Raw genomic sequence first — 22,166 nt, forward strand, 5'->3', positions numbered from 1 at the left:
GCGGCGGAAGATCAATGGAAGTGCGTCGGCCAGTGTACCGTCAAAGCGGGTGCGCAGCGCGTCGCGGATGTTATCGCGCGAATCAGGAACCCCCACCGTCACGGCACGTTGCACCATGCATGCGTTTCGTGCCGACGGCGATGATGCTACGGCGCCGACGCGCCGGTCGCGGGTGCCGCAGCGGCGGCGCTGGCGTCCGCTGCGGCCGTTGCGTCATCGCTGTCCCAACCGCCGCCGAGTGCGAGGAAGAGCCGCACCTGGTCGGCCGCGACCTGGCCTTCGGCCGCCGCGACCTGCGCCTGCACGCTCGTCAACGTGCGCGTCGCGTCGAGATCGGAGAGGAACGATTCGCGGCCGGCCGCATAGAGGCGATGCGTTTCGGCAGCGGAATTGCGGGCCGATTCGTAGGCGGTGCGCAGCGCATCCGCGCGCTGCACGTCGGCCGCATAGGTCGCGAGGCTCGACTGCGTTTCGCGCAGCGCATTCAGCACGACGCCGTCGAAGTGCGCGAGTGCGCCGCCCGTCGCGGCCTCGGCTTCGCGCACGCGCGCACGCTGGCCGTTGACGGGGAACGACCAACTGATCAGCGGGCCGAACGACCAGCGATTCGTGGTGGACGAAAACAGGTCGGCGGCGACGCCGACCGAGCCCGCCGACGCACCGATGCTGACCGACGGGTACAGCGCGGCGGTCGCCACGCCGATCCGCGCGGTCGCGGCGGCGAGCTGCCGCTCGGCTTCGCGTACGTCGGGACGGCGGCGCAGCAGCGCGGCGCCGTCGCCGATCGGAATCGGCTGACGCAGCTTCGGCAGGCGTTCGCATTCGGCGGCGGCTTTCGGCAGGTCGGCCGGCGCGCGCGCGAGCAGCGCGGCGAGCTGGTACTGCGCGATCTTGCGGCGGCCTTCGAAGCGCGGAATGTCGGCGGCGAGCGTGCGCACCTGCGTCACGCCGCGCGTCACGTCGGTCTGGTTGCCGCGCCCGGCGTCGCGCAGCCGCTGCGACAGCGCGACGCGCTGCCGCTGCAGCGCGAGCGACTGCTTCGCGATCGCGAGTTCGTCGCCGGCCGAGCATCCTTCGACGTACGCGCGCACGACGTCGGCGACGACCGTGATGCGCGCCAGGTCGCCGGCCGCCTTGACGGCCTCGCTGTCCGCGCGTGCGGCTTCGACGCCGCGCCGCAGCTTGCCGAACAGGTCGAGTTCGTACGACACGTTGATGCCGACCGTGCCTTCGTTGACGACCGGCAGCTTGTTTTCGAGCAGGTATTGCTCGGCCGATTCCTGCGCACGCTGCACGGCCGCTTCCGCGCGGCCCGAGAAGCCGCCCTGTTCGTTCGCGACCACCAGCGCCGCGCGCGAGCGGGCGAGGTTCGCCGCGGCGACGCGCAGGTCGGTGTTCGATTTGAGCGCATCGCGCACGAGCGCGTCGAGTACCGGGTCGTCGTACAGTTGCCACCAGTTGCCGGGCACCGCGTCGCGCGACACCAGCGCACCGTTCGCGTCGTCGAGCGCATGGTTCGCGAGCGGCGCATTGACGTACGCCTGTTGCGGCAGCTTGTAGTCGGGGCCGACCGACTTGCACGCGCCGAGTACGAGCGCAAGCGGGGCGAGCGTCGCCGCGACGCGCAGACGGTGCCGCTTCATTGCGATGCTCCCACGGCGCTCGCGGCCGTACCGGATGCGGTCGAGGCCGCACCCGCGGCGCTGGCGGCAACCGGTTTCGCATTGTCGTCGCGGCGCGATTCGGCGCCGCGCATCGACACGGTCGCGGTGCGGCCTGCGATCATCCGGAAATCGTCCGGCACCTCGTCGAGTACGACGCGCACCGGTACGCGTTGCGCGAGCCGCACCCAGCTGAACGCCGGGTTCACGTTCGGCAGCAGGTTCGCGCCTTGCGTGCGGTCGCGATCCTCGATCGCGGCGACGATGCTCTGCACGTGGCCGCGCAGCGCATGCGGCTCGCCCATCACGATGATGTCGACCGGCTGGCCGATATGGATGCCGCGCAGCTTGGTCTCCTCGAAGTAGCCATCGACGCGGAACGAGTTGCGGTCGACGACCGACAGCACCGCGCGGCCGGCCGGCACGTATTCGCCGACGCGGGGGGCGCGGTCGTTCAGGTAGCCGTCCACGGGACTGACGATCGTCGTGCGCTGCAGGTTCAGCTTTGCGGTGTCGAGCGACACCTGCGCATCGGCGACGCTGGCTTCGCCCTGCTCGACCCGCGTGCGGCTTTCCTCGACCTGTTCGCTCGCGACCAGGTTGCCGAGCTGCAGGTTGCGCGCGTATTCGCGCTTCGCCTGCGCGAGCGTCGCGCGGCGCTGCGCGAGCGTCGCTTCGGCGAGCCGCTCCGCGAGCGCGTAGCGCGCCTGGTCGATCACGAACAGCACCTGGCCGCGCTTGACCGCCTGGTTGTCGGCGACCTGCACCGACGTGATGAGGCCCGACACGTCCGGCGCGACCTGGATCACGTCGGCGCGCACGTGCCCGTCGCGCGTCCACGGCGAGAACATGTAGTAGTTGATGATGCGCCACAGCACGAGGCCGGCCACGACGACGACGATCAGGGTGAGCAGGACTTGCCCTGCCGAGAGCCAGGTTTTTTTCACGTTAGGTAGCCACGAGTTGGTGGGACACGATCACGACGGCGGCCAGCACGAACACGTAGATGCCGAGGTCGAAGATCGAACGGTGCCAGACGAGGCGGTAGAAGCCGACGCGCTCGAGCAGCGCGCGCACGACGATGTTGATCAGGTAAGCGATCAGCATCAGCACGAGCGGGGCCGGCACGAACACGCCGAAGATATCGATTTCGCCGATCATGGTCGCGGTCGGAAGGACAGGGTGGAAAGCCGGCTCATGCGCGCGCTCCGTCCGGCGCCTGAGGCGCTTGCGCGGCCGCGGCCGGATACAGCGACAGGCGCAGGCCGACGAGCGCGTGCAGCGTGTCGCGCAGCCGGCGATGCGTGGCTGGCGCCGCGGGTGCGGGCGCGCCGTCGGCCGGCGCGGTGCCCGGCACGGTGCGACCGGCCACGCGCTGCAGCGCGTCGTCGATCGTCGCGAGCAGCGCGGGCGGTGCGGGCTGGCGCGCGTTCGCGGCCGCGCAGCGCGTGTAGTGATCGGTGACACCGGCCAGCACGCGATCGATCGCGTCGGGCACGTCGCCCGACAGGCGGCGGCGCGAGCGGCGCAGGTCGAGCGCATTCAGCGCGATGCGCAGGTCGCGGAAGCTCTCGATCGACGGGTGGCGATGGTCGTCGGACGCGCCGAGGCGCGGCAGCAGTTGCGTGACGCGGTCGAGCATCCGCGATGCGTGGTTGCGCTGATCGTCGAGCGGCTGCGTCGACGCGGCGCGCGCGACGTCCTCCCAGCCCGAGCGCAGCAGGCGCCGCACCGCGAGTTCCGCGCCGAACGGGCGCGTCGCACGCGTCCATACGTAGGCGAACAGCAGCCCGGCGACGCCCGCGAGGTTGCTGTTCAGGAACACGAAGAAATCGGCTTCGTACGCGCTCTGGATGCTGATGAAGGTGGCCGTGTTCACGGCGACGAGCATCGTCACCATGTTGAACTGCGGGCGCGGCAGCAGCGTGCCGATCAGGATGAACGGGCCCGCGAACATCAGCACGAGCATCGCGAAATCGTGCACGTGCGGCAGCACGACGAACAGGTACAGGCCCGCGAACACGACGCTCGCGGCGGTCGACAGGAAGAACTTGAACACCAGCGGCGCCGGCTCGTCGAGCGCGGCGAAAAAGCTGCACGACACGGCCACGAGCGTGACGGCGGCCGCGCCGTCGTGCCAGCCGGACGAGATCCACAGCCAGCACGCGAACACGATCGCGAACACGACGGTCAGCGTCGAGAACAGCATCATCCCGCGATCGAAGAAGCGCTCGGTGCCGCCGAGCCGCCAGTGCCGGTAGCGCGGCTGCCACACGCCCGACTCGTTCGCGATCAGCGCGCGCAGCGAGCGGCAGTCCTGCCAGATGTCGATGACCTGGCGCAGCCGCCACAGCGCATTCGACAGCAGCGCGCCGTCCCAGCTCGCCAGCGCGCTGTCGGGCGGCTGCAGCGCGGCGATGCGCTCGCGCAGGTCGTCCGCGACCGGATCGTGCGCCATGTCGCCGTCGGAGCCGGTCTTGACGGCCGGCAGCGGCGCATCGAACCACTTCGCGGCGTCGGCCAGCAGTGCGTCGAGCGCGGGCGGACGCACGTGCAGGTCGCGCATCAGCGCGATCAAGGGATCGGCGAGCGACGACATCAGCGGCAGGAACAACTGCATCCGGCCCGCGAGCGCCTGCGCGCGCGCGAGCACACGCGGATGCGCATGGTCGTAGCCCAGCTGGCTCAGCAGGAATTCGAGGCCGGTGATCGTCGCGGCGAGCCGCTGCCGGCACGCGGACAGCGCCTTGCCGGCCAGATGCCCGTACAGCGTTTCGCGGCCGTAGAACGCGGCGTCCTTGAACCATGCGTCGGTGCGCTCGATCAGCGTCGGCGCGAGCCGGTTCGGAAACACGGTGCTGCCGACCACGCTCGCGCACACGATGCCGAGCACGATTTCCTCGGTGCGCGCGATCGCGACGTCGAACACCGTGGACGGATCGGTGACGGTCGGCAGCGCGATCAGCGGCATCGTATAGCCGGCGAGCATGAAGACGTAGCTGCGCGCGGTGCGGTCGGAGATCGCGAGGTACAGCAGCGTGCCGCACCAGGTCGCGACGATGATGCTGAACAGGAGCGGCGTCTCGACGAACGGCGGCACGAAGAAGATCGCGGCGGCCGCGCCGAGCGCGGTGCCGAGCGCGCGGTACAGCGCCTTCGAGCGCGTCGCGCCGACGAACGGGTTCGACACGATGTAGACGCTCGCCATCGCCCAATACGGGCGCGGCAACTGGAAATACAGGCCGAGGTACAGCGCCAGCATCGACGCGGCGAACGTCTTGCCCGAGAACAGCCAGTCGCGAAGGCTCGGATAGGTCATGACGCGGAGTCGACGGGGCGGGACGGGTGTGACGCCGAAGGATGCGGGTCGGCTGCGTTGAACGCGTTCAGCACGCGCAGCGTCGCTTCGAGATCGGCGCGCGACACGCCCTTTAGCACCTGTGCACGCAGCGCGCGCAGGTCTTCCTCCATCTTCGCGGTGATCGCGCGCCCGGCGGCCGTCAGCGAGATCGTCTTCGCGCGGCGATCGTGCGGATCCTCGTCGCGGCGGGCGAGGCCGGCCGCGCACAGCTGGTCGAGCAGACGCACGAGCGACGGCCCTTCGATGCCGACGTGCTCGGCGAGCGTGCCTTGCCGCACGCCTTCGCCGAGGCGGCCGGCGATCAGCAGCGGCGTCGCGCAGGCCTCGGATACGTTGTACGCGGTCAGTACGCCGTCGCTGGTGCGGCGCCACTTGCGCGCGGTGAGCACGAGCAGGCTGCTGACGGCGAGGCGGAGGTCGTGCAGATTGGTCATGGGCGAGATGATAGGGCAAAAACATTCGATAGCAAACTATCGGTTTCGATCATCCGGATGGCACTCGGACGACATGCCGCATGCGCACGGCCGGCCCGTCTGAAGCCATCCGGGCGGCGTGCCGGCCATGGTCGGGCGGCAAGGCTGACGATCCCGGGCCGCCGGCGCGCCGACCATATTGAATCGTCAGACGAGAACGGTCCGTCAGCACGGCGCGCGCGTTCAGTAAATTCGAAGCCCCGGCTCGGGAAAAACCGGACTTCGCAAAACGACCGTGGCGTGCAAATCGGGGGCTCTGCAAGCGCGCGGGCGGTTCCATGCGTGTCGACCTCATCCTCGCATGCCGCTCCCCACGTCGCGGCGGCGGCGCTCGACGACGGCAGGATGGTCGGCACGCGGGCGATCCCTGGGCATCGCGCATTCTGCGACGCAGGCGTCCCGCGACGTCCATAAAAGTGCCGGAGGCCCCGTACTCATACGGGCACGCCGATTGCGCCGCCGATTCGACCCATAAGTCCTGCTTTCGCGCGCGATTGCACTAGGACAATATTTTCGGGGTGTCTTTCTGAGCGACCATGCGGAAGCCACGACGGAGACATCGAGATGGGACGGACCGAGGTATCGGCAGGCTGGCGCGACGCGATCGGCGCGGTGCACGGCATCGAGTCGAAATACAAGCGGCTCGTGAAGGCGATTGCCAGCGACATCGAAAACGGCGCGCTCGCGCCGGGCGCACGGCTCGCGCCGCAGCGCGACGTCGCGTCGAGCCTCGGCGTCAGCGTGCAGACCGTCACCAACGCGTACAAGGAGCTGGAACGCCAGGGGCTGATCCGCTGCGAGGTCGGCCGTGGCAGCTTCGTGGCCGCGCGCGTGACCGAATCGATGTCGAACTACATCCTCGATACGACCGAGCGAGAACTGGTCGACTTCTCGATCGCCCGCATCGTCCACACGCCGGAACACGATGCCGCGTGGCGCGGCGTATGTGCGGCGCTGGCCGGCACCGACGATCAGCCGTGGATCCGTTCGTTCCGGCCGATCGCCGGCCTCGACGCGCATCGCGACGCCGGCGCCGCGTGGCTCGCGTCGCTGAACATGCCGGTGCATCGCGAATCGCTGCTGGTCACGAACGGCGCGGCGCACGGGATCTTTCTCGCGCTCGCGTCGATCGTCGGGCCGGGCGATACCGTGTTGTGCGAGAGCCTGACCGATCACGGCGTGATCGGCTCCGCGAACGTGCTCGGGTTTACGCTGAAGGGGCTCGAGATGGACGAGCACGGCATTCGTCCCGAACATTTCGAGGAGATGTGCGACAGCGAGCGGATCAGCGCGCTCGTGTGTACGCCGACCCTCAATAACCCGACCGTGTCGCTGATGACCGATTCGCGGCGGCGGTCGATCGCACGCATCGCGACGCGCTACGGCGTGTACGTGATCGAGGACGACGTGTACGGCCCGCTCCCCGAGAAGACGGGCACGCCGATCGCCAGCCTGATTCCGGAGCTCGGCTTCTACTGCACGAGCATGACGAAATCGGTGCTGACCGGGTTGCGCACCGGCTATCTCGCGATGCCGCGGCGGCTCGCGTTGCGCGTCGAGAGCGTGCTGCGCGTGAGCAGTTGGATGGCGACGTCGCCGATCGCGGAAATCGCGACGCGCTGGATCGCCGACGGCACCGCGCGGCGGCTCGTCGAACTGCAGCGCCAGCGGCTCGCCGTGCGCCAGGAGATGGTGAGGGCCGCGCTGGGACCGTATGTGCTCGGTGCGCACCCGAATGCGCTTTCGGCATGGCTGCGCGTGCCCGACTACTGGCAGGCCGAGCGGATCGTACGCGAATTGCGCACCCGCAAGATCGCGGTGACGTCGCCCGATCCGTTCCTCGTCGGCGGCACGGAGCGGCCGAATGCGGTGCGCGTGTGCATCGGCGCCGAAACGTCCGATGCAGCATGCAACGCGGCGCTCGAGACGATCGCGGGCGTGTTCGAACAGTATCCGCACCTGAACGATTTCCACTGAACCGGCGGCGCTGCCGCGATGTCGCGCGCAATGTATCAGGACATTCGAAAGCGCGATTTGGAACATTAGACTGGATCGCATCACATTCGTCGCGAGGCGTGCGTTCCATGTCCTTCCTGTCGTTGTCCGACGTCTACCGCGCGCGCCGCCGCCTCGCCGGGCGCGCCGACGGTACGCCGCTCGTCGCGTCCGCCGCGCTGTCCGCGCGCGTTGGCGCACCCGTCCACCTGAAGCTCGAAACGCTGCAGCCGACCGGCAGCTTCAAGCTGCGCGGCGCAACCAACGCGCTCGCGGAACTCGCGGCGCAGGGCGTGACGCGCGTGGTCACCGCATCGACCGGCAACCACGGCCGCGCGGTCGCGCATGCGGCACGCGCGCTCGGCATCGACGCGGCCGTCTGCATGTCGTCGCTCGTGCCGGCCAACAAGGTCGAGGCGGTCGCGGCGCTCGGCGCGCGCGTGGTGATCGTCGGCGACAGCCAGGACGATGCGCAGGTCGAAGCGCGGCGCCTCGCGCGCGACGAAGGCCATGCGTACGTGCCGCCGTTCGACGATCCGCGCATCATCGCAGGCCAGGCGACGATCGGCGTCGAGATACTCGAGGCGCTGCCCGATACGGCGACGCTCGTCGTGCCGCTGTCGGGCGGCGGGCTGTTCAGCGGCGTCGCGTTTGCCGCGAAGGCGATCCGGCCGCCGATCGAAGTGATCGGCGTATCGATGGCGCGAGGCGCCGCGATGCACGCGAGCCTCGCGGCCGGCCGCCCGGTCGACGTCGACGAGCAGCCCACGCTGGCCGATTCGCTCGGCGGCGGCATCGGTCTCGACAACCGCTACACGTTCGACATGACGCGCGCGTTGGCCGACGACGTCGTGCTGCTCGACGAGCCGTCCATCGCGCGCGGCATCGCGCATGCGTATCGGGAAGAGCGGCTCGTCGTCGAAGGCGCCGGCGCGGTCGGCCTCGCCGCGTTGCTGGACGAGCGGATCGTGCGCCGCGACCGCAGCGGCCCGATCGTGGTCGTCGTGAGCGGCGCGAACATCGACATGGCCGTGCATCGCCGGCTCGTTTCGGAGAACTGACATGGCCCATCCCGTCACTTTGCTGGGTCAGGCGCAACTGCGTGCGCTGGTGCCTCTCGATCTCGCCGCGATCGACCAGGTCGAGGCCGCATTCGCGTCGCTCGCGACCGACGCGGTCGTGATGCCGCCGATCCTGAATCTCGCGCTGCCGGAGCGCCACGCCGAAGTGGACGTGAAGACGGCGTACCTGCCGCGTTTCGACAGCTTCGCGATCAAGGTCAGCCCGGGCTTCTTCGACAACCCGTCGCTCGGGCTGCCGAGCCTGAACGGGCTGATGCTCGTGCTGTCGGCGCGCACCGGCCTGACCGAGGCCGTGCTGCTCGACAACGGCTACCTGACGGCCGTACGCACCGCGGCGGCCGGCGCGGTGGCCGCGCGCCGGCTCGCGCGGGCCGATGCGCACCGCGCGGCGATCGTCGGCGCGGGCGAGCAGGCGCGGTTGCAGCTCGCCGCGCTGATGCTCGTGCGCGACATCACGCACGTGACGGTGTGGGCGCGCGATACCGCGCGGGCCACCGCATTCGCGGCCGACGTGCGCGCGGCGCACGGCATCGATGCGACGGTCGCGCGCTCGGTGCATGCGGCGCTGGCCGACGCGGACATCGCGGTGACGACCACGCCGAGCCGCGCACCGCTCGTGCACGCGGAAGACCTGCATCCCGGGCTGCACGTGACGGCGATGGGTTCGGACGCCGATTACAAGACCGAACTCGCGCCGTCGGTGTTTGGCGCGGCACGCTATTTCTGCGACCGGCTGCAGCAGACCCGCGTGGCCGGCGAACTCGCGCACGCGATCGCGGCCGGGGCCGTCGCAGCCGACGCCGTGTTTCCGGAACTCGGCGAAGTGATCGCCGGCCGCCGCGACGGCCGCACGCATCGCGACGACATCACGATCTGCGACCTGACCGGCACCGGTGCGCAGGACACAGCGATTGCCGTGCTCGCGTTGCAACGCGCCCGCGCGGCGGAAGTGGGCACGATTTTTCACAACGACCTCACGACTTGAGAGGAGACAGATGGCCGCAGTCATCGAAACCCAGAACGCCGCGCCACGTCTCGCGTTTGCGCGCAGCGAATATGTCGCGCGCATCGCAAAGACGCGCGCGGCGATGGAGCGGGCCGGCATCGACCTGCTGATCGTCACCGATCCCACCAACATGGGCTGGCTGACCGGCTATGACGGCTGGTCGTTCTACGTGCACCAGTGCGTGCTGCTGGCGCTGGACGGCGAACCCGTGTGGTTCGGCCGCGGCCAGGACGCGAACGGCGCGAAGCGCACCGCGTTCATGGCGCACGAGAATATCGTCGGCTATCCCGATCATTACGTGCAGTCGACCGCGCGCCACCCGATGGATTACCTGTCGACCGAGGTGATCGCGGCGCGCGGCTGGAGCACGCTGCGCATCGGTGTCGAGCTCGACAACTACTACTTCAGCGCGGCGGCGTACGCGTCGCTGCAAAAGCATCTGCCGGCGGCGCGCTGGCTCGATGCGACCGCGCTCGTCAACTGGCAGCGCGCGGTGAAGTCGCCGCGCGAGATCGAGTACATGCGTGTGGCCGCGCGCATCGTCGAGCGGATGCATGCGCACATCGTCGAGACGATCGAGCCGGGCATGAAGAAAAGCGACCTGGTCGCGCAGATCTATGCGACCGGCATCGGCGGCGCGGACGGCTTCGGCGGCGATTATCCGGCGATCGTCCCGCTGCTGCCGACCGGCGCGGACGCGGCCGCGCCGCACCTGACCTGGGACGACTCGACATTCTCGCGCGGCGCCGGCACGTTCTTCGAGATTGCCGGCTGCTACCGGCGCTATCACTGCCCGCTGTCGCGCACCGTCTATCTCGGCAAGCCGCCCGCGCACTTCATCGAAGGCGAGCGCGCTGTGGTCGAGGGCATCGAAGCGGGACTCGCGGCCGCGAAGCCGGGCAACGTATGCGAGGACATCGCGAACGCGTTCTTCGCGGTATTGCGCCGCGCGGGGATCGAGAAGGACAGCCGCTGCGGCTATCCGATCGGCGCGAGCTATCCGCCTGACTGGGGCGAGCGCACGATGAGCCTGCGTCCGGGCGACCGTACGGTGCTCGAACCCGGGATGACGTTCCATTTCATGCCCGGGCTGTGGCTCGACGACTGGGGGCTGGAGATCACGGAAAGCATCCTGATCACCGAGACCGGCGTTGAGACGTTCTGCAACGTGCCGCGCAAGCTGTTCGTGAAGGAGTAGGCGATGCGTGCTTCCCCGATTACGCCGACCGTCGATTTCGACGCGGACGGCGAACAGCACGGCTTCCTGAAGCTGCCTTACTCGCGCGACGATTCTGCGTGGGGCGCGATCATGATTCCGGTGACCGTCGTGAAACGCGGCGACGGGCCGACGGTGTTGCTGACCGGCGGCAATCACGGCGACGAATACGAAGGGCCGGTCGCGCTGTCGAAGCTCGCGGGTTCGCTGAAGGCGGCCGACGTGACCGGCCGCGTGATCGTCGTGCCGTTCATGAACTACCCGGCGTTCCGCGCCGGTTGCCGCACGTCGCCGATCGATGCCGGCAACCTGAACCGCAGCTTCCCGGGCCGGCCGGACGGCACCGTGACCGAGAAGATCGCCGATTACTTCCAGCGCCACCTGCTGCCGCTCGCGACGCACGTGCTGGACATTCACGCGGGCGGCCGCACGCTCGACTTCGTGCCGTTCGCGGCGATTCACGTGCTGGAAGACCGCGAGCAGCAAGCGCGCTGCGAGCGCGCGATGCGCGCGTTCGGCGCGCCGTATTCGATGCGCATGCTGGAACTCGACAGCATCGGCCTTTACGACAGCGCGGCGGAAGAAGCCGGCAAGGTGTTCGTGTCGACCGAGCTGGGCGGCGGCGGTACGTCGACGGCGGCGAGCGTCGCGATCGCCGAGCGCGGCGTGCGCGGCTTTCTCGCGCATGCGGGCGTACTCGCGCGACGCGAAGGCGAGCGCGCCGGCGCAGGCGGCACGCCGCGTACGACGACGCTGCTCGACATGCCGGACGGCGCTTGCTACACGACCAGCGAGCATCGCGGCCTGCTCGAGATGTGCGTCGATCTCGGCAGCGAGGTCGAGGCCGGCGACGTGCTCGCGCGCGTGCACGACATCGACCGCACGGGCGTCACGCCGGTCGAGTACGTCGCACGGCGGCGCGGGCTGCTCGCCGCGCGGCATTTTCCGGGCATCGTGCAGACGGGCGACACGATCGCGGTGGTGGCCGACATCGTCGAGCGCAACATCCCGGTGGCGGCCTGGAGCGACGCATAACGTGGTCAAGCTCGACCGATACGACCTCGCGATCCTGCGCCTGCTCGAGCGCGACGGGCGCATCACGAAGTCGAAGCTCGCCGAGGCCGTGAACCTGTCGATTTCGCCGGCGTGGGAGCGCGTGCGCAAGCTGGAGGAAAGCGGCGTGATTCGCGGCTATCGCGCGGACGTCGACTGGATCGGCGCGTTCTCCTGCAGCCGCATCGTCGTCGAGGTGACGCTGTCGCGGCACACCGCGCCCGACATGCGGCGCTTCGAGGATCGTGTGGCCGCGGCGCCCGAGGTCGCGCAGTGCTATGCGACGGGCGGCGGCGTCGACTACGTGCTGCACGTGATCGCGCGCGACATCGACCATTACCAGCGCTTCATCGATGCGTTGCTGATGGAAGACCTCGGCATCGAGCGCTACTTCACGTACATCGTGACGAAGGTGGTGAAGTGCGGATCCGGCGGCGCGCCGGACTGGCTGTGAAAGTTCGCGCCGGCACGCGGCAATACGGAAAAAACCGGCATTTCCGGCGGTGCAAACCGAAATTTCCGCATGCGCGGGCGCGACACAATGAAGTCCGTGCCCACCAACGAGGAGACGCAGCATGCTGCCCGGACACCCTGTTCTGTTCAAGTCGACTTGCTACGTCGACGGTCGCTGGATCCACAGCGATAGTGCCGCGACGGTCGCCGTCGTGAACCCCGCCGATCAGGCGGTGATCGGCCACGTGCCGATGCTCGAACGCGCGCAGATCGTCGCGGCCGTCGACGCCGCGCAGCGCGCCTACGGAACCTGGCGCTGGACGCCGCAAGCGGTGCGCAGCGCGGCGTTGCTGCGCTGGCATGCGCTGATCCTGCGTCACGTCGACGATCTGGCCGCGCTGCTGTCGCTGGAACAGGGCAAGCCGCTGGCCGAAGCACGCGGCGAGATCCGCTATGCGGCGAGCTTCGTCGAATGGTTCGCGAACGAGGCGAAGCGTGTGGCCGGTCGCACGATTCCGACCCACATCGACGGCGCGCATCTCGGTACCGTGATGGAGCCGGTCGGCGTCGCGGCGCTGATCACGCCGTGGAATTTCCCGGCCGCGATGATTACGCGCAAGGCGGCGGCCGCGATCGCGGTCGGTTGCACCGTGGTCGTGAAGCCCGCGCACGAAACGCCGTTTTCGGCGCTCGCGCTCGCGCAGCTCGCCGACGAGGCCGGCTTCCCGGCCGGCGTGTTCAACGTGGTGCTCGGCGAGCCGCAGATGGCGATGGAAACGCTGGTCGGCGACGCGCGCGTGCGTGCGGTGAGCTTCACCGGCTCGACGCGCGTCGGCCGGCTCGTGACCGAAACCGCCGCGAAGGCCGGCATCCGCAAGATCGCGCTCGAACTGGGCGGCAATGCGCCGTTCATCGTGACCGAGGATGCGGATGTCGATGAGGCGGTGCGGATTGCCGTCGGCGCGAAGTTCCAGACGTCCGGCCAGGACTGCTGCGCGGCGAACCGGATACTCGTCGCGCGCCCGCTGTACGACACGTTCGTCGAACGGTATGCGAACGCGGTGCGCGCGCTGAAGACGGGGCCGGCGTTCGAGCAGGGCGTGGACGTCGGTCCGCTGATGCATCAGGCCGCGTTCGATGCGACGGTGGCGCGCGTCGACGATGCGCGAGCGCAAGGCGCGCGCATCGTCGCGGGCGGGCGGCCGCATGCGCTCGGCGGCTGGTTCTACGAGCCGACCGTGATCGCGGATGCCGCCCCCGGCATGCGTGTGGTCGACGAAGAGAACTTCGCGCCGATCTCGGCCGTCAGCGCGTTCGACACGCTCGACGAAGCCGTCGAAACGGCCAACGACACCGAGTACGGCCTCGCCGCCTACGTATGCGCGACGCGCATCGACACGATCTTCCAGCTCGTGCGGCGGCTCGATTTCGCGATGGTGTCGGTCAACGGCGTGAAATTCACCGGCGCGCCGATTCCGTTCGGCGGGATGAAGGCGTCGGGCCTCGGGCGCGAAGGCGGCACCGAGGGCTTCGAGCCGTTCACCGAAACCAAGTACTTCTGCCTCGGCAATCTCGGCCTGCCGGTTGCGGCGACGGCCTGACCCATTCAAAGGAGCACATCATGCAAAAATCGATCGACGCACTGCTGCGCGAGGACCGCGCCCACTTCATGCACCCGTCGACGCACGCATACGACCACGAGACCGGCGCGCTGCCGGGCAAGATCGTGCGCGGCGGCGAGGGCATCCGCATCGAGGATCACCAGGGCAAGCGCTATATCGACGCGTTCGCCGGCCTCTACTGCGTGAACATCGGCTACGGCCGCACCGAAGTCGCCGACGCGATGTACGAACAGGCGAAGCAGCTCGCGTACTACCACACGTACGTCGGCCACGCGTCGGACGCGATCATCGAGCTGTCGTCGCGCATCATCGACTGGTCGCCGGCGGGGATGAAGAAGGTCTATTACGGGATGTCGGGTTCCGACGCGAACGAGACGCAGGTCAAGCTCGTCTGGTACTACAACAACGTGCTCGGCCGCCCGAACAAGAAGAAGATCATCTCGCGCGAACGCGGCTATCACGGCTCGGGCATCGTGACGGGCAGCCTCACCGGCCTGCCGAGTTTCCACCAGCATTTCGACCTGCCGATCGATCGCGTGAAGCATACGGTGTGTCCGCACTGGTATCGCAAGGCGCCGGCCGGCATGAACGAAGCGCAGTTCGTCGCGTACTGCGTCGACGAACTCGAGAAGCTGATCGCACGCGAAGGCGCCGACACGATCGCCGCCTTCATCGCGGAGCCGGTGATGGGCACGGGCGGCATCATCGAACCGCCCGCCGGCTACTGGCCCGCGGTCCAGGCCGTGCTGCGCAGGCACGACATCCTGCTGATCTCCGATGAAGTCGTGTGCGGGTTCGGGCGTCTCGGCTCGAAGATGGGCGCGCAGCACTTCGGGATCGAGCCCGATCTGATCACGGTCGCGAAGGGCCTGACGAGCGCCTATGCGCCGCTGTCGGGCGTGATCGTCGGCGAGAAGGTGTGGGACGTGATCGCGCGCGGCTCGCAGGAGCATGGGCCGATGGGGCACGGCTGGACGTATTCGGGCCATCCGGTATGCGCGGCCGCCGCGCTCGCGAACCTCGCGATCCTGGAGCGCGAGAACCTCGTCGGCAACGCGGCCGACGTCGGCGGGTACTTCGGGGCGAAGCTGCGCGACACATTCGGTGCGCATCCGCTCGTCGGCGAGGTGCGTAGCGTCGGCATGCTGGCCGCGCTCGAGTTCATGGCCGACAAGGACGCACGCACGCCGTTCGATCCCGCACTGAAGATCGGTGCGCAGGTGTCCGCGGCCGCGTTGCAGCGCGGCGTGATCGCGCGTGCGATGCCGCATGGCGACATTCTCGGTTTTGCGCCGCCGCTCGTGATGACGCGGGAAGAGGCTGACGAGATCGTCGCGATCGTCAAGGATGCAGTGGACGAGGTCGCCGAGCGGAACCTGTCGGCCGTCGCGTGATGTTCAAGCGGCCTTGATGCGCGCTCCGGCGCGCGAGGCGACGCCGCCGCATGCAAGTGCGGCGGCGTTTTTTCTTGCCGATACGGTCTGGAAAAGCCGTCGGTGCATCGCCTGCGGTGCACGTCGGCTACCGACCGTCCCTCAGTAATCCCACACGACCGGAACGAAACGGAACCCGTCGCCGTGCCTTGCAACATGGCCGATCGACGGGAACGCGACATGGGCCGCGGCGAGCAGCGCGCCGGAGTCCGCGGCTTCGTTGAACAGCGCGATACGCACGTCGACCGCCGCGTCCGGATCGTGTTCGAAGCCGTTTTGCCAGTCGGGATGGTCGAAGTTGACCTCGAAAATCGCGTCGCCCACGAACGTCAGCCTTTCTCCGTTCGATGCGACGTCGACCACGCAGTGCCCCGGCGTATGGCCGCCCGTCACCCGCGCCGACACGCCCGCGGCGACTTCCACGGTCCGGTCGAACTGCACGATGTTTTCGCCATAGAGTTCCACGAACCGCGCCGCTGCCTTGCGCAGCGCGGGTGGAACGGTTTCCGGCATCACCGTCTTGCTGAAGTCGGGATTTTTCCAGAACGCCACTTCCGCGGCCGATACGTGAATGCGGACGTCCGGGCGCAGCTTTGCCTTGACGCCGTCGACGTTCAGCCCGCCGACATGGTCCATGTGCATGTGCGTGATCACGATATCGGTGATCGCGGCCAGGTCGATGCCGGCCGATTCCAGACGCATGACCGAGCGCCCGGCGCGCGTGAAGTATTCGAAGCCGTCGCCCACGCCCGAGTCGATCAGGATCAGACGGTCGCCGCTGCGCACGAGCGCGATGTTGAGCGCCCAGTCGAACATGTCGCGTTGCAGGAAGCGGCCGTCGAACCATGCGTTGCGGTCCGCTTCGCTCACATTGGTCGACATGGTGGAAGTCGGCAGCGGCAGCACGCCGTCGCTGATCAGCACGACGTCGACCTCGCCGATGCGCACGGCGTAACGGGACGAAACGAGCTCGCCCGAACCTTCGTTGCCCAGGCGGGCGATGACGGGCTGGACGTTGCGGATGGGTGCGTTCATGTTCAGTAATCCTGTTCGTCGAGTGGGGATCGAGCCGCGCGACGCCGCGCGGTTCGCGAGCGCGATCGTGACGATCGCGCGCTTCGGTTCGACCGGATTTCGATCGAGCGTCGCCAGCGATTGTAGTGACGGCCGACACACGCCAACAGCGCTGCACGCGTGCACATCGTGTTGTCCGGGCGACAACAATCCGTCAGCGGGGCTTCACCGCTCGAAATGCACATCGCCCGCCGTCCGTTGCCGGACGGCGGGCGATGCAATGGATGCCGTTTATGGGAAGCCGGACGCCGCCGGCGCGCGGGTCAGCCCGGCTGGCCGGGAAGGGTGTCGCCGCGCAGCGAACACCCGCGCGTCTCGATCACCGCCAGCAGCGCGATCAGCCCGACCGCGCAGGCGGCCATCATGTAGTAAGCGGGGATCAGCGCGTTGCCGGTCTTGCCGATCAGCCAATCGTTGACGATCGGCGCGGTGCCGCCGAACAGCGACGTCGACACGTTGTACGCGATCGCCATGCCCGCATACCGGACGTGGGTCGGGAACATCGCCGGGAACATCGCGGAAATGGTGGCGAGCTGCGGCACGTAGAGCACGCCGAGCACCGCGAAGCCGATGAAGGCGCCGAGCGGACCGTGCGTCATCAGCGTGAACATCGGCACGGCCGCGACGAACAGCCCGACGAGCGAGATCCACCACATCGTCTTGCGGCCGACGCGGTCCGACAGCCAGCCGGCGAACGGCAGCAGCACCATCATCGCGAGCATGCCGATCAGCGGAATCAGCAGCGACATGTTCTCGCTGACGCCGAGCTCCTTGTGCATGTAGGTCGGCATGTACGCGAGCAGCACGTAGTTGACGACGTTCAACGCGACGACGAGCCCGCCGAGCAGTACCAGCGGCTTCGCATAGCGCACCAGCAGCAACCGGATCGGCAGCGCGGCGGCGACGTTTTTCTCGCGGCGGTGCGCCTGTTCCTCGAGTTCGCGGAACACCGGCGTTTCCTCGAGGCGCGAGCGCAGATAGAAGCCGATCAGGCCGAGCGGCGCCGCGACCAGGAACGGCAGGCGCCAGCCCCACGCATGCATCGCCGAATCGCCGAGCAGCAGCGCGAAGCCGAGCATCAGGAACGCGCCGAGCGAGAAGCCGGCGAGCGTCGCGAATTCAAGGAAGCTGCCGCACAGGCCGCGCCGCGAATCGGGCGCGTATTCGGCGATGAAGGTGGCTGCACCCCCATATTCGCCGCCGGTCGAGAACCCCTGCACCATGCGCAGCACGATCAGCGCGGCCGGGGCGAGCCAGCCGGCCGTCGCGTAGCTCGGCAGCAGGCCGACGAGCAACGTCGCGCCCGACATCGTCAGGACCGTCAGCGCGAGCACGCGCTTGCGGCCCAGCCGGTCGCCGAGCGGCCCCCAGAACAGGCCGCCGAGTGGGCGGATCAGGAACGAGATCGCGAACGTGCCGAGTGCGAACAGCGTCGCGCTCGCGGTGTTGCCGGGAAACAGCGCGGCGGAAATGTACGCGAGACCGTACGCGTAAATACCGTAATCGAACCATTCGGTCGCATTGCCGAGGGCGGCGGCCGCGATCGCGACCCGCGGCAGACAGTGCGGCTCGTCGCCGCGTTGGATGGTCGCGTCGTCGGGAGTCGACGACGCGGCGGAAACTGAAGTCCACGATGGCACGTATCGCATGAGGGATCCTCGCTATCAGCATGCGCCCGGGCGGGCGCCGACGAGGATCAAAGTAATCCCGCCAATTTGCGATGCCCGATGTCATAGGACGATGTGGGGATCGGGGTTTTCCCGTGCCGGGGCGGGGCGGCCCGCGCAGGCCGCGGCTGGCGCTTCGCGGCGCCGGGCGGCGAACGGCGGTAAGCTGCGCGCTGCCGCGCAGGATTCGTCGGACCGTGCAGCGCGTGGCGTCCCTTTTTTCACCATTCATCAGGAGCGCATATCGTGGCGACTTACATCGTTTTTACGCGGGAAAGCACGCAGGACCAGCGCGAGCTCGACACCTATTCGAGCCAGGTCGGTGCGACCCTTGCCGGCCATCCGGTGAAGGTGCTCGCCGCATATGGGCCGCAGGAGATTCTCGAGGGGGACGGCCCGGAAGGCGTCGTGATCGTCGAGTTCCCGTCGAAGGAGGCCGCGCACGCGTGGTATCACGGCTCCGAATACCAGCGGGTCGTCCAGCACCGGTTCAAGGGCGCCCGCTATCGCGCGGTGCTGGTCGAGGGCGTCTGAGCGCGGCCGCGCGCCGTTACCGGACGTGCGGCTGCAACGCCCGCAACCAGTACGCGACGGCCACCGCCCCGCCGTCCGGCGTACCGATCGCCCGCTCACCCAGATAGCTTGCCCGCCCCGCGCGCGGCGTCATGCGCGCCGTTTCCTGCGCACCTTGCTCGGCCGCTTCGACGGCCGCCGTCCATGCGCTCGGGAGATCGCGATCGCTGTCCAGCGCGCGGCCGAATGCGTCGACGGCCGGCACCAGCGCATCGAGCATCGTCCGGTCGCCCGCCCGCGCGCCGCCGAGTTCGCCGATCGAATCCACCGCCGCTCGGAATGCCGCGGCCCAGTCGCGCGGCGACGGCTCGGCGATGTCGGCCAGCCGGCGCGACGCGCGCAGCAGCGCGGTCGCATAGAACGGCCCGGAACTGCCGGCGATCGCGCGGCGCAACGCGGCGCCGAGCGCCGCGAGCGCACCGGACGGCGTGCCGTACGCGGTGTCGGGCAATTCGAGGATCGCCTGCGCGGCGCGCCGCATGCTCGCGCCGAGATCGCCGTCGCCGGCTGCCGCATCGAGATCCGTCAGCGTCTGCTCGTGGTCGATCAGCGTCTGCGCCACGGCGTGCAGCGCCCGTTGCAGGCGCGCGGCCCACGCGCGGCCGGCCGCATCGAGCGGCGGCTGCGGCGCGTCCTGCGACGCGGCCGCGGCCACGCGGATCCGCGCGTTCACGAGGCCGCCGCCCGGCCATGCGCGCGCCTGCGTCGGCGCATCGAGCAGCGCCGCGCGCTCGTCGTTCAGCCGCAGCACCGAGATCGAACAGCCGGGCATGTTCAGCGCGGACAGGAACGTGCCGGCCCACGCGCGGGCGACGACGATCCCGCGCCGGCTCAGGTTGTCGAACGCGGCGCGCAGCATGATCGCGAGCTCCATGTCCGGCGTCGCGCCGAGGCCGTTGACGAACAGCGCAACGCGTTCGTCGCGATCGAGCACGAGATCGGCAACGATGCTCGACAACAGCGTGTCGGCCAGCGCATCGGCCGGCAGCGGCGCGCGGCGCTCGACGCCTTTCTCGCCGTGGATGCCGAGGCCCAGCTCGATCTCGTGATCGGCGAGGCTGAAGCCCGACTTGTCGGCGCCCGGGATCGTACAGCCGTCGAGCGCGACACCCATCGTGCCGAGCTCGGCCGCCGCGTCGCGCGCGATGCTCGCGACGCGGGCAAGCGGCAACCCGCGCGCGGCGGCAGCGCCCGCGAGCTTGTGGATCAGCACGGTACCGGCGATCCCGCGTCGCTGGCCGCGCTCGACGCGGCCGCGCAGCGACACGTCGTCGGCGACGATGACGGTTTCGACCGGAATGCCTTCCGCGCGCGCGAGCTCGGCGGCGAGCCCGAAATTGAGCCGGTCGCCGGTGTAGTTCTTCACGATCAGCAGCGCGCCGTTCGGGCCGGCGCTCGCGCGGATCGCGGCGAGCACGGCGTCGGTCGACGGCGACGTGAACACTTCGCCGCACACGGCCGCGCTCAACATCCCTTCGCCGACATAGCCGCCGTGCGCGGGCTCATGGCCGCTGCCGCCGCCGGACAGGATCGCGACCGGCCGCTGCGACGGCTCGGGCAGCGGCTGGCGGACGAGCACGTGCTCGTCGCCGAGGATCGCGAGATGCGGCGATTGCCGCGCGATGCCTTCCAGCATTTCTCGCACGACGTCGGACGGGCGGTTCACAAGCTTTTTCATGGCGACGGATTCCGGACGGGTGAACAGGGCTCGGCCGGGCGCGCACGCGCGCCGGACGACTTTCGTTTTCGTGTTGCGGAAGATCGTGCGTGACCGGTTGCCGTCGCCGACGGTTGCATGGCGGGCGACCGGCGCGGATCGGGCAACGAAGCGTACGCTTCGCGCCACGATACATCAGGTTCGGACGTTGCGACATGGATCGCGGTGCCATGACGCCGGAGCGGAACGGCGGCGCGCGCTGGCGCCGCTATTTCAGCGCGGAGATCGCCTTCGCGCGAATCAGCCGCGCACGCAGCACGTTGCGGCTGATGCCGAGCAGCTGCGCGGCCCGGATCTGGTTGCGGTGACTGAATTCGAACGCGACACGCATCACCGTGTCCTCGATACGTTCGAACAGGTTGCCGTGCCCGCCGTCGAACAGGTCGCGCAACGCGTGTTCGAGCGCTGCCTGCGCGTCGGCGGACGAATCGGCTGCCGGCGCGGAAACGGTCGGCAGGCACGGCGGCGCGATGTGCAGGTCGGTGTCCTGCAGCGCATCGTGGCGGCTCACCAGCAGCGCGTGATGGATCACGTTCTCGAGTTCGCGGATATTGCCGGGCCAGCCGTGTGCCTCGAGCCGGCGCTCGGCGCGCGCATCGATGCGGCGCGGCCCGCCGCCGAGCCGGTCGCGGTAAATGTCGAAGAAGTGGCGCGCGAGCGGCAGGATGTCGCCCGGGCGGTCGCGCAATGGCGGGACCGCGAGCTGCACGACGTTGAGCCGGTAGAACAGGTCGCCGCGAAACCGCCCGGCCGCGACCGCCTGCTGCAGGTCGACGTTGGTGGCCGCGACCACCCGGACGTCGACCGGAATGCCCGTGCGCGAACCGAGCCGCACGACCTCGCGCTCCTGCAGCACGCGCAGCAGCTTGACCTGCATCGCGAGCGGCAGGTCGCCGATTTCGTCGAGAAACAGCGTGCCGCCGTGCGCGGCTTCGAACCAGCCGGGCTTCGCGCTGAACGCGCCCGTAAACGCGCCTTTCTCGTGACCGAACAGTTCGCTGTCGACGAGCGTTTCGGAGAAGGCGCCGCAGTTCACCGCGACGAACGGCCCGTCGCGACGCGCGCCGAGCGCGTGCACGTGGCGCGCGATCAGTTCCTTGCCGGTGCCCGTCTCGCCGACGATCAGCACGTTCGCGTCGCTCGGCGCGACGCGGCGAACCTGTTCGAGCAGCGCGAGCGAACGCGGATCGGCGAACACCAGCGCGTGCGCGCGGGCCGGCGCGTGACGTTCGGGCAACGTGAGCACCGGCGCCGCGTGCTCGGCGGGCTGAAGTCCGGCCGGGTCGCGGGACGCGGTGACGACGCGAAGGTTGAGCGGGCGCGGCGATGCGGAAATGGAAGTCATGGCGATGAACCGTTGGATGGCCGGGCAAAGCGGGCCCGTGCCGGCGGGCGCCGCGGTCTGGCTGCTGCGTAGTCAGCAGAGTGTTGAACGTTTCGCCGCGCGCGAAAAGCATCGATTTCTGATAACCAAAGCGCGATTGCTGCGGAACCTGCAATGGCGCGCACGAGCGGCGGTGCGACGACGTCGAAGCATCGAATTCGACGCTGGCGCGCGAGATGCGTTGCTGCCTGATCAGCAGTGCATCAGCAAATCCGCTGCGCACGGTTCATCGTGGTGCGGAATATCGATGTGACGCGTGAGTCGGGATGCTTGCCACTATCGCGCATTTGGCGGAACGCCAGTTCCGGCAGGCGATAGTGAAAAACTTCGTCATCCGGATGAAATTTCCTTCACGCATCCGCGCCAATGGCACGCTCCTTGCTGACCCGAACCGGT

The 22,166-nt window shown here is 69.0% G+C and carries 19 protein-coding genes; 10 read left to right on the forward strand and 9 right to left on the reverse strand.

Going from position 1 to position 22,166, the window contains the following annotated elements:
• Window positions 1-146: 146 nt before the first annotated feature.
• The 5 genes from WT24_RS30665 to WT24_RS30685 are packed head-to-tail and all read right to left on the reverse strand — an operon-like array spanning window position 147 to window position 5,456.
• On the reverse strand, window positions 147-1,643 hold the full coding sequence (locus WT24_RS30665) for an efflux transporter outer membrane subunit (protein WP_060036989.1): 1,497 nt from the start codon (window positions 1,641-1,643) through the stop codon (window positions 147-149).
• Complete coding sequence (locus WT24_RS30670) at window positions 1,640-2,608, reverse strand: HlyD family secretion protein (protein ID WP_059498794.1); 969 nt, start codon at window positions 2,606-2,608, stop codon at window positions 1,640-1,642. Before WT24_RS30670 ends, WT24_RS30665 begins: the two co-directional genes overlap by 4 nt.
• A gap of 1 nt (window position 2,609) precedes the next feature.
• Window positions 2,610-2,822 carry a DUF1656 domain-containing protein gene (locus WT24_RS30675; RefSeq protein ID WP_059498793.1) on the reverse strand — a complete coding sequence of 71 codons (213 nt, stop codon included), beginning with the start codon at window positions 2,820-2,822 and terminating at the stop codon, window positions 2,610-2,612.
• 34 nt (window positions 2,823-2,856) lie between these two features.
• The gene (locus WT24_RS30680; protein WP_060036991.1) at window positions 2,857-4,980 is read right to left on the reverse strand and encodes an FUSC family protein; all 2,124 of its coding nucleotides are present in this window, start codon (window positions 4,978-4,980) and stop codon (window positions 2,857-2,859) included.
• The gene (locus WT24_RS30685) at window positions 4,977-5,456 is read right to left on the reverse strand and encodes a MarR family winged helix-turn-helix transcriptional regulator (RefSeq protein WP_059498791.1); all 480 of its coding nucleotides are present in this window, start codon (window positions 5,454-5,456) and stop codon (window positions 4,977-4,979) included. Before WT24_RS30685 ends, WT24_RS30680 begins: the two co-directional genes overlap by 4 nt.
• A 603-nt stretch (window positions 5,457-6,059) precedes the next feature.
• On the opposite strand from WT24_RS30685, the gene WT24_RS30690 reads away from it, so the two are divergent.
• From WT24_RS30690 to WT24_RS30725, 8 genes are all read left to right on the forward strand, one after another.
• Window positions 6,060-7,472, forward strand: coding sequence for a PLP-dependent aminotransferase family protein (locus WT24_RS30690; RefSeq protein ID WP_059498790.1), 1,413 nt, complete (start codon window positions 6,060-6,062; stop codon window positions 7,470-7,472).
• Between the two features lie 107 nt (window positions 7,473-7,579).
• Window positions 7,580-8,551 carry a hydroxyectoine utilization dehydratase EutB gene (gene eutB, locus WT24_RS30695; RefSeq protein WP_060036993.1) on the forward strand — a complete coding sequence of 324 codons (972 nt, stop codon included), beginning with the start codon at window positions 7,580-7,582 and terminating at the stop codon, window positions 8,549-8,551.
• Window position 8,552: 1 nt separating this feature from the next.
• Entirely contained in the window at window positions 8,553-9,557 is a 1,005-nt protein-coding gene (locus WT24_RS30700; protein ID WP_059790248.1) for a cyclodeaminase, read from the forward strand.
• A gap of 10 nt (window positions 9,558-9,567) precedes the next feature.
• The gene (doeA, locus tag WT24_RS30705; RefSeq protein WP_060036995.1) at window positions 9,568-10,776 is read left to right on the forward strand and encodes an ectoine hydrolase DoeA; all 1,209 of its coding nucleotides are present in this window, start codon (window positions 9,568-9,570) and stop codon (window positions 10,774-10,776) included.
• 3 nt (window positions 10,777-10,779) lie between these two features.
• Window positions 10,780-11,829 carry a N(2)-acetyl-L-2,4-diaminobutanoate deacetylase DoeB gene (gene doeB / locus WT24_RS30710; RefSeq protein WP_060036997.1) on the forward strand — a complete coding sequence of 350 codons (1,050 nt, stop codon included), beginning with the start codon at window positions 10,780-10,782 and terminating at the stop codon, window positions 11,827-11,829.
• 1 nt (window position 11,830) lies between these two features.
• Window positions 11,831-12,301: an Lrp/AsnC family transcriptional regulator gene (locus WT24_RS30715; RefSeq protein WP_060036999.1), complete on the forward strand. Its 471-nt coding sequence runs from the start codon at window positions 11,831-11,833 to the stop codon at window positions 12,299-12,301.
• Between the two features lie 121 nt (window positions 12,302-12,422).
• Window positions 12,423-13,901, forward strand: coding sequence for an NAD-dependent succinate-semialdehyde dehydrogenase (locus tag WT24_RS30720; protein WP_059790241.1), 1,479 nt, complete (start codon window positions 12,423-12,425; stop codon window positions 13,899-13,901).
• Between the two features lie 20 nt (window positions 13,902-13,921).
• The gene (locus WT24_RS30725) at window positions 13,922-15,316 is read left to right on the forward strand and encodes an aspartate aminotransferase family protein (RefSeq protein WP_060037001.1); all 1,395 of its coding nucleotides are present in this window, start codon (window positions 13,922-13,924) and stop codon (window positions 15,314-15,316) included.
• Window positions 15,317-15,457: 141 nt separating this feature from the next.
• Here WT24_RS30725 and WT24_RS30730 read toward each other — a convergent pair whose 3' ends face one another.
• Both WT24_RS30730 and WT24_RS30735 read right to left on the reverse strand, forming a co-directional pair.
• A complete protein-coding gene (locus WT24_RS30730; RefSeq protein ID WP_060037003.1) occupies window positions 15,458-16,390 on the reverse strand; it encodes an MBL fold metallo-hydrolase in 933 nt (310 codons plus the stop codon).
• A gap of 302 nt (window positions 16,391-16,692) precedes the next feature.
• Window positions 16,693-18,078, reverse strand: coding sequence for an MFS transporter (locus WT24_RS30735; RefSeq protein WP_059498781.1), 1,386 nt, complete (start codon window positions 18,076-18,078; stop codon window positions 16,693-16,695).
• 264 nt (window positions 18,079-18,342) lie between these two features.
• Here WT24_RS30735 and WT24_RS30740 point away from each other — a divergent pair, with 264 nt between their 5' ends.
• On the forward strand, window positions 18,343-18,630 hold the full coding sequence (locus WT24_RS30740) for a DUF1330 domain-containing protein (protein WP_059790235.1): 288 nt from the start codon (window positions 18,343-18,345) through the stop codon (window positions 18,628-18,630).
• Between the two features lie 16 nt (window positions 18,631-18,646).
• On the opposite strand, the gene dhaL is transcribed toward WT24_RS30740, so the two are convergent.
• Both dhaL and WT24_RS30750 read right to left on the reverse strand, forming a co-directional pair.
• Window positions 18,647-20,347 carry a dihydroxyacetone kinase subunit DhaL gene (gene dhaL, locus WT24_RS30745; RefSeq protein ID WP_060037128.1) on the reverse strand — a complete coding sequence of 567 codons (1,701 nt, stop codon included), beginning with the start codon at window positions 20,345-20,347 and terminating at the stop codon, window positions 18,647-18,649.
• Between the two features lie 247 nt (window positions 20,348-20,594).
• Window positions 20,595-21,731, reverse strand: a complete 1,137-nt coding sequence (locus WT24_RS30750) for a sigma-54-dependent Fis family transcriptional regulator (RefSeq protein WP_060037005.1) — start codon at window positions 21,729-21,731, stop codon at window positions 20,595-20,597.
• Between WT24_RS30750 and WT24_RS33985 the strand changes: the two genes are divergently transcribed.
• On the forward strand, window positions 21,721-22,023 hold the full coding sequence (locus tag WT24_RS33985; protein ID WP_257127586.1) for a hypothetical protein: 303 nt from the start codon (window positions 21,721-21,723) through the stop codon (window positions 22,021-22,023). The two genes, WT24_RS30750 and WT24_RS33985, sit on opposite strands and share 11 nt — an antisense overlap.
• The last annotated feature ends 143 nt before the right edge of the window (window positions 22,024-22,166 follow it).

This window comes from Burkholderia sp. MSMB1078WGS (assembly GCF_001528895.1).
Lineage (GTDB): Bacteria > Pseudomonadota > Gammaproteobacteria > Burkholderiales > Burkholderiaceae > Burkholderia.